Annotated in this window: 10 protein-coding genes, 1 tRNA gene and 1 pseudogene; 7 read left to right on the top strand and 5 right to left on the bottom strand. The window is 71.2% G+C overall.

The features are described from left to right. Nucleotides 1-51: 51 nt before the first annotated feature. The 3 genes from ABT171_RS11195 to ABT171_RS11185 all read left to right on the top strand — a co-directional run bounded on the left by ABT171_RS11195 (nucleotide 52) and on the right by ABT171_RS11185 (nucleotide 2,393). Entirely contained in the window at nucleotides 52-963 is a 912-nt protein-coding gene (locus ABT171_RS11195; RefSeq protein ID WP_351242193.1) for a D-alanyl-D-alanine carboxypeptidase family protein, read from the top strand. Nucleotides 964-1,062: 99 nt separating this feature from the next. Next, nucleotides 1,063-1,413, top strand: coding sequence for a GntR family transcriptional regulator (locus tag ABT171_RS11190; protein ID WP_351242191.1), 351 nt, complete (start codon nucleotides 1,063-1,065; stop codon nucleotides 1,411-1,413). Beyond that, nucleotides 1,410-2,393: a DUF1648 domain-containing protein gene (locus ABT171_RS11185; RefSeq protein ID WP_351242189.1), complete on the top strand. Its 984-nt coding sequence runs from the start codon at nucleotides 1,410-1,412 to the stop codon at nucleotides 2,391-2,393. The genes ABT171_RS11190 and ABT171_RS11185 overlap by 4 nt, the downstream gene beginning before the upstream one ends. Before the next feature lie 242 nt (nucleotides 2,394-2,635). On the opposite strand, the gene ABT171_RS11180 is transcribed toward ABT171_RS11185, so the two are convergent. Next, the gene (locus ABT171_RS11180) at nucleotides 2,636-3,442 is read right to left on the bottom strand and encodes a hypothetical protein (protein ID WP_351242187.1); all 807 of its coding nucleotides are present in this window, start codon (nucleotides 3,440-3,442) and stop codon (nucleotides 2,636-2,638) included. A gap of 120 nt (nucleotides 3,443-3,562) precedes the next feature. Then, nucleotides 3,563-5,130: pseudogene (murJ, locus tag ABT171_RS11175) on the bottom strand (murein biosynthesis integral membrane protein MurJ). Between the two features lie 358 nt (nucleotides 5,131-5,488). On the opposite strand from murJ, the gene ABT171_RS11170 reads away from it, so the two are divergent. The 3 genes from ABT171_RS11170 (at nucleotide 5,489) to ABT171_RS11160 (ending at nucleotide 8,638) form a co-directional block, all read left to right on the top strand. Then, complete coding sequence (locus ABT171_RS11170; protein WP_351242185.1) at nucleotides 5,489-6,058, top strand: hypothetical protein; 570 nt, start codon at nucleotides 5,489-5,491, stop codon at nucleotides 6,056-6,058. Between the two features lie 154 nt (nucleotides 6,059-6,212). Next, nucleotides 6,213-6,284, top strand: a tRNA-Pro gene (locus ABT171_RS11165). Nucleotides 6,285-6,286: 2 nt separating this feature from the next. Next, nucleotides 6,287-8,638, top strand: a complete 2,352-nt coding sequence (locus tag ABT171_RS11160; protein ID WP_351242183.1) for a serine/threonine-protein kinase — start codon at nucleotides 6,287-6,289, stop codon at nucleotides 8,636-8,638. Between the two features lie 119 nt (nucleotides 8,639-8,757). Here ABT171_RS11160 and ABT171_RS11155 read toward each other — a convergent pair whose 3' ends face one another. The 3 genes from ABT171_RS11155 to pdhA are packed head-to-tail and all read right to left on the bottom strand — an operon-like array spanning nucleotide 8,758 to nucleotide 12,344. Beyond that, nucleotides 8,758-10,146, bottom strand: coding sequence for a dihydrolipoamide acetyltransferase family protein (locus tag ABT171_RS11155; protein ID WP_351242181.1), 1,389 nt, complete (start codon nucleotides 10,144-10,146; stop codon nucleotides 8,758-8,760). A gap of 10 nt (nucleotides 10,147-10,156) precedes the next feature. After that, on the bottom strand, nucleotides 10,157-11,134 hold the full coding sequence (locus ABT171_RS11150; RefSeq protein WP_351242178.1) for an alpha-ketoacid dehydrogenase subunit beta: 978 nt from the start codon (nucleotides 11,132-11,134) through the stop codon (nucleotides 10,157-10,159). A gap of 1 nt (nucleotide 11,135) precedes the next feature. Beyond that, the gene (gene pdhA, locus ABT171_RS11145; RefSeq protein ID WP_351242176.1) at nucleotides 11,136-12,344 is read right to left on the bottom strand and encodes a pyruvate dehydrogenase (acetyl-transferring) E1 component subunit alpha; all 1,209 of its coding nucleotides are present in this window, start codon (nucleotides 12,342-12,344) and stop codon (nucleotides 11,136-11,138) included. Between the two features lie 594 nt (nucleotides 12,345-12,938). On the opposite strand from pdhA, the gene ABT171_RS11140 reads away from it, so the two are divergent. Continuing rightward, nucleotides 12,939-13,982, top strand: coding sequence for a phosphotransferase (locus ABT171_RS11140; RefSeq protein WP_351242174.1), 1,044 nt, complete (start codon nucleotides 12,939-12,941; stop codon nucleotides 13,980-13,982). The last annotated feature ends 59 nt before the right edge of the window (nucleotides 13,983-14,041 follow it).

Below are 14,041 nucleotides of genomic sequence, written 5' to 3'. Positions count from 1 at the left end.
ATCAACCGGGCCGCACTTCCGGGGCATTCACGACAATCGGGGTATTTCACTTTGATTACCGGCATCAAGGGCACACGCAGCACACGTCTCCGCAGAGCCGCCGCCGTCGCCGTCACCTCCGGCGCAGTACTGGCGACCGGTGCCCTCACCGCGGCGCCCGCTCAGGCCGTCACGACGCCCTCGATCGTGGCCAAGGGCGGCTATGTGATGAACAACACGACCGGTTCGACGCTGTACGGCAAGGCGGCGGACTACAAGCGCTCCACCGGCTCCACCACCAAGATCATGACCGCCAAGGTCGTGCTCGCGCAGTCGAACCTGAACCTCGACAAAAAGGTCACGATCCAGCAGGCGTACAGCGACTACGTGGTGAAGAACCAGGCCTCGCTGGCGCACCTGATCGTCGGCGACAAGGTCACCGTCCGTCAGCTGCTGTACGGCCTGATGCTGCCGTCCGGCTGCGACGCCGCCTACGCGCTCGCCGACACCTACGGCTCCGGCTCCACCCGCGCCGCGCGCGTGAGCAACTTCATCGGCAAGATGAACGCGGCCGCGAAGAGCCTCGGCCTGAAGAACACTCACTTCGATTCCTTCGACGGCATCGGCAACGGCAACAACTACTCGACGCCGCGCGACCTGACGAAGATCGCCAGCAGCGCGATGAAGAACTCCACGTTCCGCACGATCGTCAAGACCAAGTCGTACACGGCCAAGACGATCACCAAGACGGGCAGCACCCGCACGATGGGCACGTGGACCAACACCAACACGCTGCTCTCCAGCTACGGCGGGACCATCGGCGTGAAGACCGGTTCCGGCCCCGAGGCGGGTGCCTGCCTCGTCTTCGCCGCCACCCGCAACGGCAAGACGGTCATCGGCACGGTCCTGGCCTCCACCTCGTACGCGCAGCGTGCGACGGACGCCACGAAGCTCCTCAACTACAGCTTCGCCCGGCTGGGCTGACCGGCCACCAGTCACTGACGGGCCCGTCGCGGAAGCGGCGGGCCCGTTGTGTTGCCCCCCATGCGAGATGAAGCCGATGGTGCTAGTGTCATTGGCACCATGCTGCTGCGTCTGGACACGACCGACACCCGCCCCCTGCACGAGCAGGTCGCGGCGGCGATCCGGCGGGCCGTCGCCGAGGGCGAGTGCCGCCCCGGCGACAGGCTGCCCTCGGCCCGCGATCTCTCCACGGCCCTGGACATCAACGTCAACACCGTCCTGCGCGGCCTGCGCGAACTGCGGGACGAGGGCCTGCTGGAGTTCCGCCGGGGCCGGGGGATCACCGTGGCCGAGGGAGCCGCCCGGCGTTCCGGACTGCAGATCAGGGTGCGGGAGCTGGTCGCGGAGGCGTCCCGGCTCGGCTACAGCCGCACCGACCTCATCGACATGATCCGGGGGACGACGACATGACGGACGGGGACGATCTCGAAGGCGGCCGGGGCCGCGCCACCCGCTGGGGGGCGGCCGGGTGCACGGCGGCCGTCGCGGCGCTGCTCGCCGGCCTGCCCTGGGCCGCGCACGACCGGCTGCCCGACCGGCTGGCGACCCACTGGAGCGGCGGCAGCGCCACCCCCGACGACTCGATGCCGCTGTGGGCGGTCTCCCTGTTCCCGGCCGGACTCTGGCTGCTCATCGCCCTCGCGCTGAGCGTGCGCCGGCGTCGCTCCCGGCCGACCGCACGCCCCTGGCGGGCGATAGCGCTGGCGCCCACGGCGACGGCGCTCGTCGGCGCCCAGGCGTCCCTCGTCCGCGCGAACCTCGACCTCCCCGACTGGCACGAGGCCCGCGATACGCCCCTGGACATCGTGCTGGTCCTCGCGGCGACAGCGGTCGCCGGCGTGCTGGCCTGGCGATGGAGCACCCGGCGGGGCACCGCGCCGGTCCCCGCCGCTCCCGGACTGGACCTGCCGGAGGGCGAGCGGCTGGCCTGGTTCTCCCGCGCGGCCAACCCCTGGCTGCAGCTGCTGTCCGCGCTGACCGGCCTGATCGCCGCCGGCGCCCTGGTGGCCCTGGCCGTCGGCCTGGCCGACCCCACCACCCTGTGGCTGGTGTGCGGGTGCTGCTGCGTCACCGCGCTCACCGGTGCCGCCTTCTCCTCGGTCCAGGCGAAGGTGTCGGAAGCGGGCCTGGAGGTGTCGTTCGGCCCGCTCGGCTGGCCCGCCCGCCACTGGTCCCCGGCCGCCATCGAGTCCGCCCGGGCCGAGTACCGGCTGCCGTCCCAGGTCGGCGGCTGGGGCTACCGCCTCAGCGGCCTCGGCACGACGGTGATGCTCCGCGCCGGCGACTGTCTCGTCGTACGCCCCCGGGGCGGCCGTACGGACTTCGCGGTGAGCGTGGACGACGCCGAGCGGGGCGCGGCCCTGCTGAACGCGCTGCGACAGCGAGCCTGAGCCGGGCACGTGCCTTCCGGGGATGGGGGACATGGGCGGCCGGGGCGAGAACGGCGGCCGGGCGGTGCCCCGGGACACGGCAGCACCGCTGGTCCGGGCGGCACGCAGGACGCGGACGCCCTGGTCATGGAGCCGCCGACGGTGCTCGGCGGGCTCCTCGTCCGACAGCGGAGCTCGGTGTGCGGTGCCAGCCATGGCCCCTCTCGGGCCGGTGCGGCCACCCGTCGGCCCGCGTCGCCGGGTCAGGAGTGCGGGTCAGCGCGAAAGTTCCCTCCTTTCCGCTCCTTGTCGTCGCCCTTGGCCGGGAGCTGGTCGTAGGTCTTGAAGGTGTATGAGGCGTCGTACGACAGCAGGTTCCCCGTGGCGGCCGGCAGGCCGAGTCGTCGGTTGAGGGGTGCGGTGAGCGGCCCGCAGTGTCCGGCGGCCGGAGCCGCGAACGTGTCGTCGTACGCCGAGAACTCGATCACCGGGGGATCCTGGGAGACCCACTTGGAGGGACCCGACCGCTTCAGCTGGAAGTCGACGGGGGCATCCGCCCCGATGACGCAGCTGTGCGGCAGCAGCGGGCCGAGAAGCCGGAAGCGGAGGCTGAACTGTCCGGTGTAGGCGTCGAACCGGCCCCCGTACTCCGGCTGTACCGCCAGTCCCAGGACGGCAGCGCGATCGCCCGCAGGGCTGCCTGTCAGTCCTCCCGGTATGGCGGTGGCGGAGCTGTGCATCGCGCCCCATACCTGCCCCTTGCTGCCGTCCGGCATCGGGCCTTCGGCGTGCGTCATGGTGATCGTGCCGAGTTTCACCGTGACGCTGCCGAGGGTCAGTCGCGGGGCGGCCGTGTGCACTTCGCATCTCCACCGGCCCGGGTCGACACCCTCGGGCAGCGGCGGGCAGTCACTGTAATCGGTCGCCGTCGCGGCGGTGGCAAGCGGCGCGGAGTAGGCGACACCCGGAGCGCACACCGCCGCCGTACCGGCGAGGACGGCGGCACCCGCAACGGCGGCGACACGGCGGGCGGAAGAGGAACCGGGGCGGGCGACAGCGGATTTCGTCATGTCACCAGCGTGCCGCCCCGTCCGCTTCGCCACTATCCGTGACGTCCCCCACCCCACCCCGATCAACCCCTGACACCGCCTCAGGGTCGCGCACAGCGCCCGGCGTCGAGGCCCCGCATGTCAGCGAAGACCGGGCATCCGCCGAAGCTCGCCGATCTTCAGCGCTCTGCCCACCACCAGATAGGCGAGACCAAGTGCGAGCGTGCCGGCGACGGTCGTCAGCACCGCCCCCGCCGTCCCGTGCCCGAGTACACCGTCGCACCCCCGCGCCGCCGCCCAGCCCGCGACGGCGCCCCCGCCTCCGGCGCACAGCAGCTTGGCGTAGGTGCCGCGCAGGGTGCCGTCGTCGAGCCGGCCGCCGGTGCGGCGGGCCAGCAGACGGGCGGTGAGGACGAGACCGGCGACGTAGGAGACGGTGTAGGCGCCGGCCATACCGGTGACCGCCCACCGCACCGGCAGCAGCAGGTGGCAGGCGGTGGCCAGCCCGATGTTCACCACCTGCGTCCATACGGCCATGAAGAAGGGCGTACGGGTGTCCTCGAAGGCGTAGAAGCCGCGCAGCAACAGGTACTGCGCGGAGAACGGGATCAGCCCTGGCCCGAAGGCCTGGAGCATATGGCCGAGCGGCGCGGCGGTAGCGGGATCGGCGGCACCATGGGCGAACAGGAGGGTGGCGATGTCCGGCCCGAGCGCGGTGAAGAGGAAGGCCGCCGGGACGATCACCACTCCGCTGACCCGCAGCGCCCGGGACAGATCGGACCGCAGGTCACCGATCCGCCCCTCGGCCGCCGCCTTGCTCATACGCGGCAGCAGCGCCGTGACCAGGGAGACGGTGACGATGGACTGGGGCAGCATCCAGATGGTCTGCGCGGTGCTGTACGCCGTGTAGCCGATGCCCGCGTTCGGCAGCCGCGTGTCGGCGGCGGTGGCGTAGTTGGTGACGACGGTGAGCCCGACCAGGTTGGCCAGCACGAACAGCAGTGTCCACTTGGCCGCGTGCACCCCGGAACCGAGTCCGGCGCCCCGCCAGTCGAACCGGGGCCGGAACCGGAAGCCCGCGGCCCGCGCGAAGGGGATCAGCGCGAGGGCCTGTACGGCGATCCCGGCCGTGGTACCGACCCCGAGCCAGCGGACCTGGTTGTCGGTGACGTCGGCGAGGGAGTGGGGCAGGGCCATCATCCCGAGATAGACGCCGAACATCGTGACGAGAACGACGTTGTTGAGGACGGGCGTCCACATCATCGCGCCGAACTTCTCACGCGCGTTGAGCACTTGGCCGAGGATGGCGAAGAGCCCGTAGAAGAAGATCTGCGGCAGCAGGAACCGTGCGAAGACGACGGTCAGCCGGAACGCCGCGTGCCCCTTCGGCGTATCCCTCAGGTACAGGCTCACGATCTCCGGCGCCGCCCACACGGCGAGCAGGGTCCCGACGGCCAGCACGCTGACGACGAGGGTCACCAGCCGCTGCTCGTACGCCCGCCCGCCATCGGCGTGCGTGGCCCGGGCCCGCACCAGCTGCGGCACCAGCACGGCGTTCAGCGCACCGCCGATCAGCAGGGTGTACAGGCTGGTCGGCACGGTGTTGGCGGTGTTGTACGTGGTGGCCAGCAGCCCGGTCCCGAGCGCGGCCCCTGCAGCACCGTCCGGACCAGCCCACTGGCCCGCGATACGACGGTACCGCCGGCCATGAGCACAGAGGCCCGCCCCACCCCCGCTTCAGCCTTGGGTTTCGCGTGCCTGGCTGTGGTCTTCTCCCCCGTTACCATGCCGTAAAGCTACGGCAGTTGGGACACTCGCTTGCAAGCGGCCCAGCGAACCGGGGCGCCGGCCTTCGTGTGTCGTCCCAGGATCTGCCCCCACTTGCGTGGCCCGGCGGCGACGGCGTACCGGCATTTCCACCGCGGGGCGGCCAAGGGCGCCGTACGCATTCGAATCTGGCGAGCATGGAGTGGCACGACGCCGGGCACACCCCCGACAAACACGACCTTCGCACGCCGAAAAAAGCACAAGAACTGACCCAGCACAACATCGACCGGAATTCCCGTGATGTACCCACCCACGCAGCAAGAATGGGAAGCGGCGGCACTGCGCCTGTTCGAGGACGAGTACGCCTTCGTGGCCACGGGCCCGCACGACCACGCCGACTGGCGCACCGACGCCCTGGCCGTCATGGCCCGCTCCTGTGATGACCCGCGCGGCTGGGTCAGGCTGGACCGGGACGCGGAGGAAAACGCGGCGGATCCGCAACGGGGACGTTGTTTTCCGTTCGTCATCACCACCGAAAGCAGGATGGGAGAAGTTCTTCACGAGGTGGCATTCGAGCCGGCCGCACAGTTGCTCGTGGCGATGACGGACGAGTGGTTCCAGGCGAAGAACATCCCAGACTTCCGGGCCCGCAGGGAGGCGTTGCTCACCGATGCCCGTACGCTGCTGAGCCGGTATTCACCTGGCGGCACTTTCTATACCACGGCGGGAAATGCAAGCGGCGACCGGAATGTGGACTTCTTCCATTCCGTCACCGGTGGCTTCGGAGTCACCGACTACATGTCGGACCTCGGGCTCATTGTCGTCTCGTCGGCGGAGGTCGGCGTCTTCTGGCGATTCAACACCTACTGATCTGACGCCCCCCAACCGTGAATCCGCCCAGTGGGCCACCCAACAGGTCGTCACCGCGAAGAGCTCATCCACCACTGGCTCGTCGATGAGCTGCTTGCCCTGGAAGGAAAACACGTTTGTACGGACGCAGCCCCGCCTTCTACCGTCAGTCCATCGACGTGTAGCTCAGCAGCAGAGCACCGGGCTCGGGACCCGGAGGGCGCGGGGGCGGAACCCGCCACGTCGGCTATGAACGACGACGCTGAGCAGCAGCATTTCGCCCAGGCGAACCCCGGATACGCGGCCGGTCAGCTGGCCGCCGCGTTGCGTACGGCCGCCGCACACCCGGACCCGGCGACCCGCCGACGCGGCGAGGAACGCAGCCGCCGGTGGCGTGCGGTCCTGGAGGGCATGGCGAACGGCCTGCTGGCGATCGGTTCCCGCACACCCGTCGCCGGACTGCCCGCATGGGTCACCCCGGAAGTCGTCCGGGGCGGCTTCGCCACCGGTGAGCCGAGCGCGGGCGGCCCCCTGCTCGACTTCGAGGTCACGGCAGCGCGCCGGGCCGGTGTGCCGGAGGAGCGGCGCGCGCTGTTCGGTTACTACCTGTCCGAGCAGGGGCTCGCCGACCTCTACGGCCTTTTGGACAGCGGTCGTTACGAGGTGACCGTCCCCGAGGAGGCCGCCCTGCTCACCGTGGCCTGGCTGGTACGGGCCGGGGAGCCGGACGCCGCCCTGGACCTGGTGGAGGAGCTCGCACCGTTCGCGGACCGGCTGCGGTTCAGCCCGCGGCCGGCCGAGCGGCCCGCGCCCCGCCCCGACGCTGTGCACCGCTCCACCGTCGCCGACGCCTCCGCGGCACTCGCGCGCCGGCGGCCCAGCACGGCCGTCGAGACCCAGCGCGAGGCCCTCGCCGTCTGGCAGCCCTTCGGCGACGAACTGCTGCTGCACTGGCTGGAGGTGACGGACGAGGAGGGGTACGTCCGTGTACCCGGCCCCGCCGAAGACCGCGCGTGGCATGCTCGCTCCGCCGAGCTGCTGCGCCGTTACCGCGATCTGGCCCGGTGCCACGTCCACTGCACCAAGCACCGCAAGCCGAAGGAGAACCTCGGGATCCTGCGCGGTGCGCTGGAGGAGACCGTCGCCGGGAGGGAACTGCGGCCACGGCGGCTCGGACTGCTGCGGCACGCCGTCGCCGCCATGGTCCGGCGGCGCGGCCGGCCCGGCTCCGCGGAGCACATCGCGCTGCGCCGTGAGCAGGCCGTCCAGGCCGCGCTGCCCTCACACCACGCGCTGGCCCGCGTGGTGCTGGGACGGCTGTCCGCTCTCCCGCAGGACGGCGGGGTGACCGACACCCCGCCGCTCATCGCGCCGGTGAGCGCCGAGGAGGCCCGCGCGACCGGGGTGCCCGCGGGAGCGGCGATACCTCCCGCCGTACGCCGGCCCGTCGAGGCGGCGCTCAGTGCACCCGTGGGCACGCTCGTGGAGCGCGGCGTCGTCCCCTCGGCGGAAGTCCTGGCCGAGCTGGTCCCCCAGCTCGTCGCCGCCACCACCGCCGCGGCGCACCCCGACCCGGCCCTGCGCACGCTGGCCGCCGCGCAGTACCGCGCGTTCCGTAACCGCCGCTCCCTGCTGCTGCTCAACCTCCAGCGGCAGGTGAGGGTGGAGGAGCTGCCGTGGGTGCGGGCCATCGCCGCCCAGCGTGCCGACGCGGGGGCGGAGGAGGTGGCGGCCGGCGCGCTGCGGGAACTGGGCGGGCTCGCGGTGCGGGCCTTCCCCGGCACGATTCTGCCCAACCCGCTGATCCGCGAACTGTCCGTGCTCTCCCGCCAGGCCGAACTGGGGGCGCCCTTCGTCGAGGAGCTCGCGGCGGACATCTTCATGGGCACCTTCACCCCCAAGTTCCTGACGGCCGCGCGGATCGCGGCCGAACTCCTCGGCGGCGGCTCGCTGTACGAGCGGTACTACGCCATTGACTACCGGGCGGTGCGCAACCTCGCCGTCGTCGAGGCGGGGGATGCGGCCCTGCGGTCCCACGGGGCGCGTACGTCGCCCGGGTTCGCCACGCTGTGCCGGGAGCGGGCCGCGCGGTTCGCACCGGGCACGGGGACGTCGGGCTCCTGGGTCGCGCAGAACGGCACGGTGATCGAGCAGGCGCAGATCCTCACCACGCACAACCTGGCCACGCTCGTCCACCGGGTCGGTATCCGGCCCGGCGCCGGCTGGGACGAGCTGGCGCTGCGCTGCTTCGACACCGTGTGCCTCCTGACCGGGCGCGTACACCACAACCCGCGACCGCTCGGCACCATCAAGGACGTCGCCTACGCCTGGCGCCAGATGGTGTTCCACCTGTCGATGTGCGCCCCACGGGAACAGCTGCGCGTCCTGGACCGCCTGACCGAGGACAGCACTCGTCGCCCGGGGCACATCGCCGGCCGCCTCGCCCCTGCCCTCACCGGGCTCCGCCAGGCCATGGCCGGCGACCCGGCCGACGCCGGCACGGGCCGCCGCCTGCTGGGCTGGAGCACCGGGGGCCACTGGTTCTGTGCGGATCCAGGCCCGCTGTCTGCCGTTTCCGGCAGGCTTCATCCTCAATCGTGAATATCGGGATCGCAGCCGGCATCAGGCCTGAAAGCCGAACCTGGAAGAGGAGGGAGCGGCCGCAACATGAATGTTGCGGCCGCTCCCTCGTGCTTTCCAATGCTACTGGTGCCGGACCGTCACGCCCAGGTGATCAACCTCTTCGGCTGCTCCAGAATCGCCGCCACATCCGCCAGCACCTTCGAGCCCAGCTCTCCGTCGACCAGGCGGTGGTCGAAGCTCAGCGCCAGCGTGGTCACCTGACGCGGCTTCACCTTGCCCTTGTGGACCCACGGCTGGAGCTTGATCGCGCCGACCGCGAGGATCGCCGACTCGCCGGGGTTGAGGATCGGCGTGCCGGTGTCGACGCCGAAGACACCGACGTTGGTGATCGTCACCGTGCCGCCCTGCATGGCCGCGGGCGAGGTCTTGCCCTCCCTCGCCGTCGCCACCAGCTCGCCGAGTGCGGAGGCCAGTTGGGGGAGCGTCTTGTCGTGCGCGTCCTTGATGTTCGGCACGATCAGGCCGCGCGGGGTGGCTGCCGCGATGCCCAGGTTGACGTAGTGCTTGAGCACGATCTCCTGGGCCGCCTCGTCCCAGGACGCGTTGATCTCCGGGTTCCGCTTGATCGCGACCAGCAGGGCCTTGGCGATCAGCAGGAGCGGATTGACCCGCAGGCCCTGCATCTCCTTGTCCTGCTTGAGTTCCTCGACCAGCTTCATCGTGCGGGTCACGTCGACCGTCACGAACTCCGTGACGTGCGGAGCCGTGAACGCCGAGCCGACCATCGCCGCCGCCGTGGCCTTGCGGACCCCCTTCACGGGGATGCGGGTCTCGCGTGCGCCGTCGTACGAGGCGACCGGCGCCGGCGTCACGGCGGGGGCCGAAGCGACCGGAGCCGCCACCGGCTCAGCCGCCTTCGGCGTGGCCGCCGCGTGGACGTCGTCGCGGGTGATGATGCCGTCGGGGCCGGACGGGGTGACCGTGTGCAGGTCGACGCCGAGGTCCTTGGCCAGCTTGCGCACCGGCGGCTTGGCCAGCGGGCGGGGCTTCTCGGTGGCCGGCGCGTGGCCGTTCAGCTCGGACTGGATCGCCTGGGCGGGGGCCGGGACGGTGACCTCCGGGCCCTTGCGGGGGCGGCGCTTGGTGGAGGAGGTCGCCACGCCGTAGCCGACGAGGACCGGCTGGCGGCCCTGCGGCTTCGGCTCCTCCTCGGCCGGCTGAGCGGGCTCGGCCGCGGGCTGTTCCGCCACCGGTGCCGCCGTGCCGCCCGCCACGTCCACCGCGATGATGGACGTGCCCACGTCCACCGTGGTGCCCTCGGGGAAGTGCAGGGCGCGGACCACGCCGTCGTAGGGGATGGGGAGTTCGACGGCCGCCTTGGCGGTCTCGACCTCGCACACCACCTGCCCGTCGGTGACCGTGTCACCCGGCTGGACGTACCACTTGAGGATCTCGGCCTCGGTGAGTCCCTCGCCGACGTCCGGCATCTTGAACTCGCGTACGGACGCTTCCGTCATCGTCGTCACGACCCTCTCCTCAGTACGCCAGCGAGCGGTCGACGGCGTCGAGCACGCGGTCCAGGTCCGGCAGGTACTCCTCCTCCAGGCGCGCCGGCGGGTACGGGGCGTGGTATCCGCCGACCCGGAGCACGGGGGCTTCGAGGTGGTAGAAGCAGCGCTCGGTGATCCGGGCGGCGATCTCCGCGCCGGAGCCGAAGAACACCGGGGCCTCGTGGACCACGACCAGGCGGCGGGTCTTCTCCACCGAGGCCTGGACGGCGTCGAAGTCGAGGGGGGAGACCGAGCGCAGGTCCAGGACCTCCAGGGACTTGCCCTCCTCGGCCGCCGCGGCGGCCGCCTCCTGGCAGAGCTTCACCATCGGGCCGTAGGCGGCCAGGGTCAGGTCGGTGCCCTCGCGGACGACCTGCGCCTTGTGCAGGGGCGCCGGGATCGCCTCGACGTCCACCTCCGCCTTGTCCCAGTAGCGGCGCTTGGGCTCGAAATAGATCACCGGGTCGTCGCTCTGGATGGCCTGCTGCATCATCCAGTACGCGTCCGAGGCGTTCGACGGGGACACGATCTTCAGGCCCGCCACGTGCGCGAACAGGGCCTCGGGGGATTCCGAGTGGTGCTCGACCGCGCCGATGCCGCCGCCGTAGGGGATGCGGACGACGACCGGCATCTTCACCTTGCCCAGCGAGCGCGCGTGCATCTTCGCGAGCTGGGTGACGATCTGGTCGTAGGCGGGGAAGACGAAGCCGTCGAACTGGATCTCCACCACCGGGCGGTAGCCGCGCAGGGCGAGGCCGATCGCGGTGCCGACGATGCCGGACTCGGCGAGGGGGGTGTCGATGACGCGGCTTTCGCCGAAGTCCTTCTGGAGGCCGTCCGTCACCCGGAACACGCCGCCGAGCTTGCCGACGTCCTCGCCCATGATCAGGACCTTGGGGTCGGTGTCCAGGGCGCGGCGCAGCGACTCGTTGATGGCCTTGGCCATCGCCATCTTCTCGGCCATCTCAGTGACCCCCTTCTGCGTCCGCGAACGACGCCTGGTAGGCGGCGAACTGGGCTCGCTCCTCGTCGACGAGCGCGTGCCCGTCCGCGTACACGTTCTCGAAGATGGCGAAGTGGTCCGGGTCGGGCATGGCGCGGACCGCTTCGCGCACTCGTTTGCCCAACGCCTCGGACTCGGCCTCAAGTTCCGCGAAGAATCCCTCGTCCGCGTGGTTTGAGGCCTCCAGGTACCGGCGAAGGCGCAGGATCGGGTCCTTCGCCTCCCAGGCCAGCCGCTCCTCGTCGCCCCGGTAGCGGGTGGGGTCGTCGGAGGTGGTGTGGGCGCCCATGCGGTAGGTGTACGCCTCGACCAGGGTGGGGCCCTCGCCGTCGCGGGCGCGCTCCAGCGCCCACTTGGTGACCGCCAGACAGGCCAGCACGTCGTTGCCGTCCACGCGCACGCCGGGGAAGCCGAAGCCCTGCGCGCGCTGGTAGAGCGGGACGCGGGTCTGCTTCTCGGTCGGCTCGGAGATCGCCCACTGGTTGTTCTGGCAGAAGAACACCACGGGCGCGTTGTAGACCGCGGAGAAGGTGAACGATTCAGCGACGTCGCCCTGGCTGGAGGCACCGTCGCCGAAGTAGGCGATCACCGCGCTGTCCGCGCCGTCCTTGGCGACGCCCATCGCATAGCCGGTGGCGTGCAGCGTCTGGGAGCCGATGACGATCGTGTACAGGTGGAAGTTGTTGCCGTTGGGGTCCCAGCCGCCGTTGTTCACACCGCGGAACATGCCGAGCAGGTTGGTCGGGTCGACCCCGCGGCACCAGGCGACGCCGTGCTCGCGGTAGGTCGGGAAGACGTAGTCGTCGTCGCGCAGCGCTCGCCCGGAGCCGATCTGGGCGGCCTCCTGGCCCAGCAGGGAGGCCCACAGGCCCAGCTCGCCCTGGCGCTGCAGGGCGGTGGCCTCCGCGTCGAAGCGGCGGGTGAGCACCATGTCGCGGTACAGGCCGCGCAGGTCTTCGGGGGTGATGCCGTCGACGTAGGCGTCGTACTCGGCGTTCTTGACCCGCTTGCCCTCGGGCGTCAGCAGCTGTACAAGCTCCGGCTCGCTGTTGTTCTTCGCGCGCGTGGCGCGCCCGGCGGTGCTGCGGGTGCCGGTCTTGGTGCCGGTGGTACCGGCCTTGCCTGCGGCGCTGCGTCGCGGCTTGCGCGCGGCACTGCTGTCCACGGTCACGTGTGCTCCTCCGTCGTTCCGGCCCCCGGGGTTGCCGGTAGGCCAGTGCGGCTCACCTGTTTCGACCACGGGGCACGGGGTGGGTGCCACTCGGCCGGGAACAGGCGTGACAGGTGCCCCGGCGAGCGCCCTGCAACCATCACGTTACCCAGTGCTCCACATTTCTGTGAAACCCCACCTGACCTGCGATTTTGCTTGGATTTCCAAGTAAATCGGAGAAGGCTGGAAGCGCGCTGGTCACAGCCTTGCGAAAGGCCGGAGCACCGGCACGTTATCTCGCTGACCCAGGTCACGGGAAGAGTTTGTGGGCGAGACTGATTCCGTGCAAGAAGGGGGAAATATCAGCTTTTTTCCGCTCGACACGACCCTCGACCCGACCCTCGACCCGGTCTTCGGCCCGGTCCCCGGCCCGACCTCGGACTGATCGCCGGCGTTTGCATCCGGCCGAGAAGACGATCAAGAATTCCTGTCGGGTCTGCTTTCCAAACTCAGAACTCTCTGAGAAAGCCTGCCGCGTGACCGAAAGCGATCATCGGCGACCGCCCGTGACAAGGCCCAGCTCACAGCGGCTTTTCGTGCCCTAGCATCTGCGGCGTGCCGCGCTCTTGTGTACCACCCGCCGTACCCCACGCGCCCCCTCTCAGCGCCCTGCTCCGCCTGTACGCCGCCGGTACCGCACTCACCTGTGAACCCGTCGACCAGGGCCTGCTGAACCGCGGGTACCGGCTGTGCACCACCCGCGGCCGCTATTTCCTCAAGCACCACTTCGACCCCGACACCGCCGACCCGGCCGCCATCGAGCGCCGCAACCGCGCCACCCAGCGCCTGGCCGACCTCGGCGTCCCGGTCTCCGTGCCGCTCGCGCACCGCGAGGGCCGTACGGTCGCCGTCGTCGGCGGTCATGCCTACGCCCTGCACCCCTGGATCGACGGCAGGCACCGCCACGGCGGCCAGCTCACGCGCGGGGAGAGCGCACGGCTCGGGGCGCTCCTGGGCGCGGTGCACGCCTGTCTGGAGCGCGTGATGCCGCCCAAGGGGCGCACACGGCCGGCCACGAGCCCCCACCCCGTGGAGAGCGCCGACCCGGAGGACACCTTCGCCCTCATCGACGATCTGCTCGCCCAGGTACGCCGGCACCGCCCCGCCGACGCCTTCGACGAACTCGCCCGGCACCGCCTGCTGGAACGCCGGGCGCTCCTGGAGCAGCACGCGGACCGGCGCCCGCCGCGCGGCGGCTCGGTGGGCTGGGTGCACGGCGACTTCCACCCGTTCAACCTGCTCTACAAGGACGACGCCCCGGCGGCCATCGTCGACTGGGACCGGCTCGGCGTGCAGCCCCGCGCCGAGGAGGCCGTACGCGCCGCCGCGATCTTCTTCGTACGGCCCGCCGGCGCCCTGGACCTGCCGAAAGTACGCGCCTACGCGCGCGCGTACCGGCGCGCGGCCGGCGCCGCCCCCTCGGAGCTGGCGGCGGCCGTGCACCGGGTGTGGTGGGAGCGGCTGAACGACTTCTGGATGCTGCGCTGGCACTACGAACGCGGTGACACGCGCGCGGACTGCCAGTTCCCGGCCGCGTCGGCGCTCGCGGTGTGGTGGACCCGCGAGTACGAGGCGGTCTGCGACGCGTTCGTCCGGTGAGCGCCTGCGGCCACCGGCCGGGGCACCCGGCCGCGACCGGGGTCACCTCACGGTGACGC

Source organism: Streptomyces sp. NPDC001851 (genome assembly GCF_040297165.1).
Classification (GTDB): Bacteria; Actinomycetota; Actinomycetes; order Streptomycetales; family Streptomycetaceae; genus Streptomyces.
The sequence above is the reverse complement of the archived record's forward strand: the minus strand, read 5'-3'. Positions and strand labels throughout refer to the sequence as shown.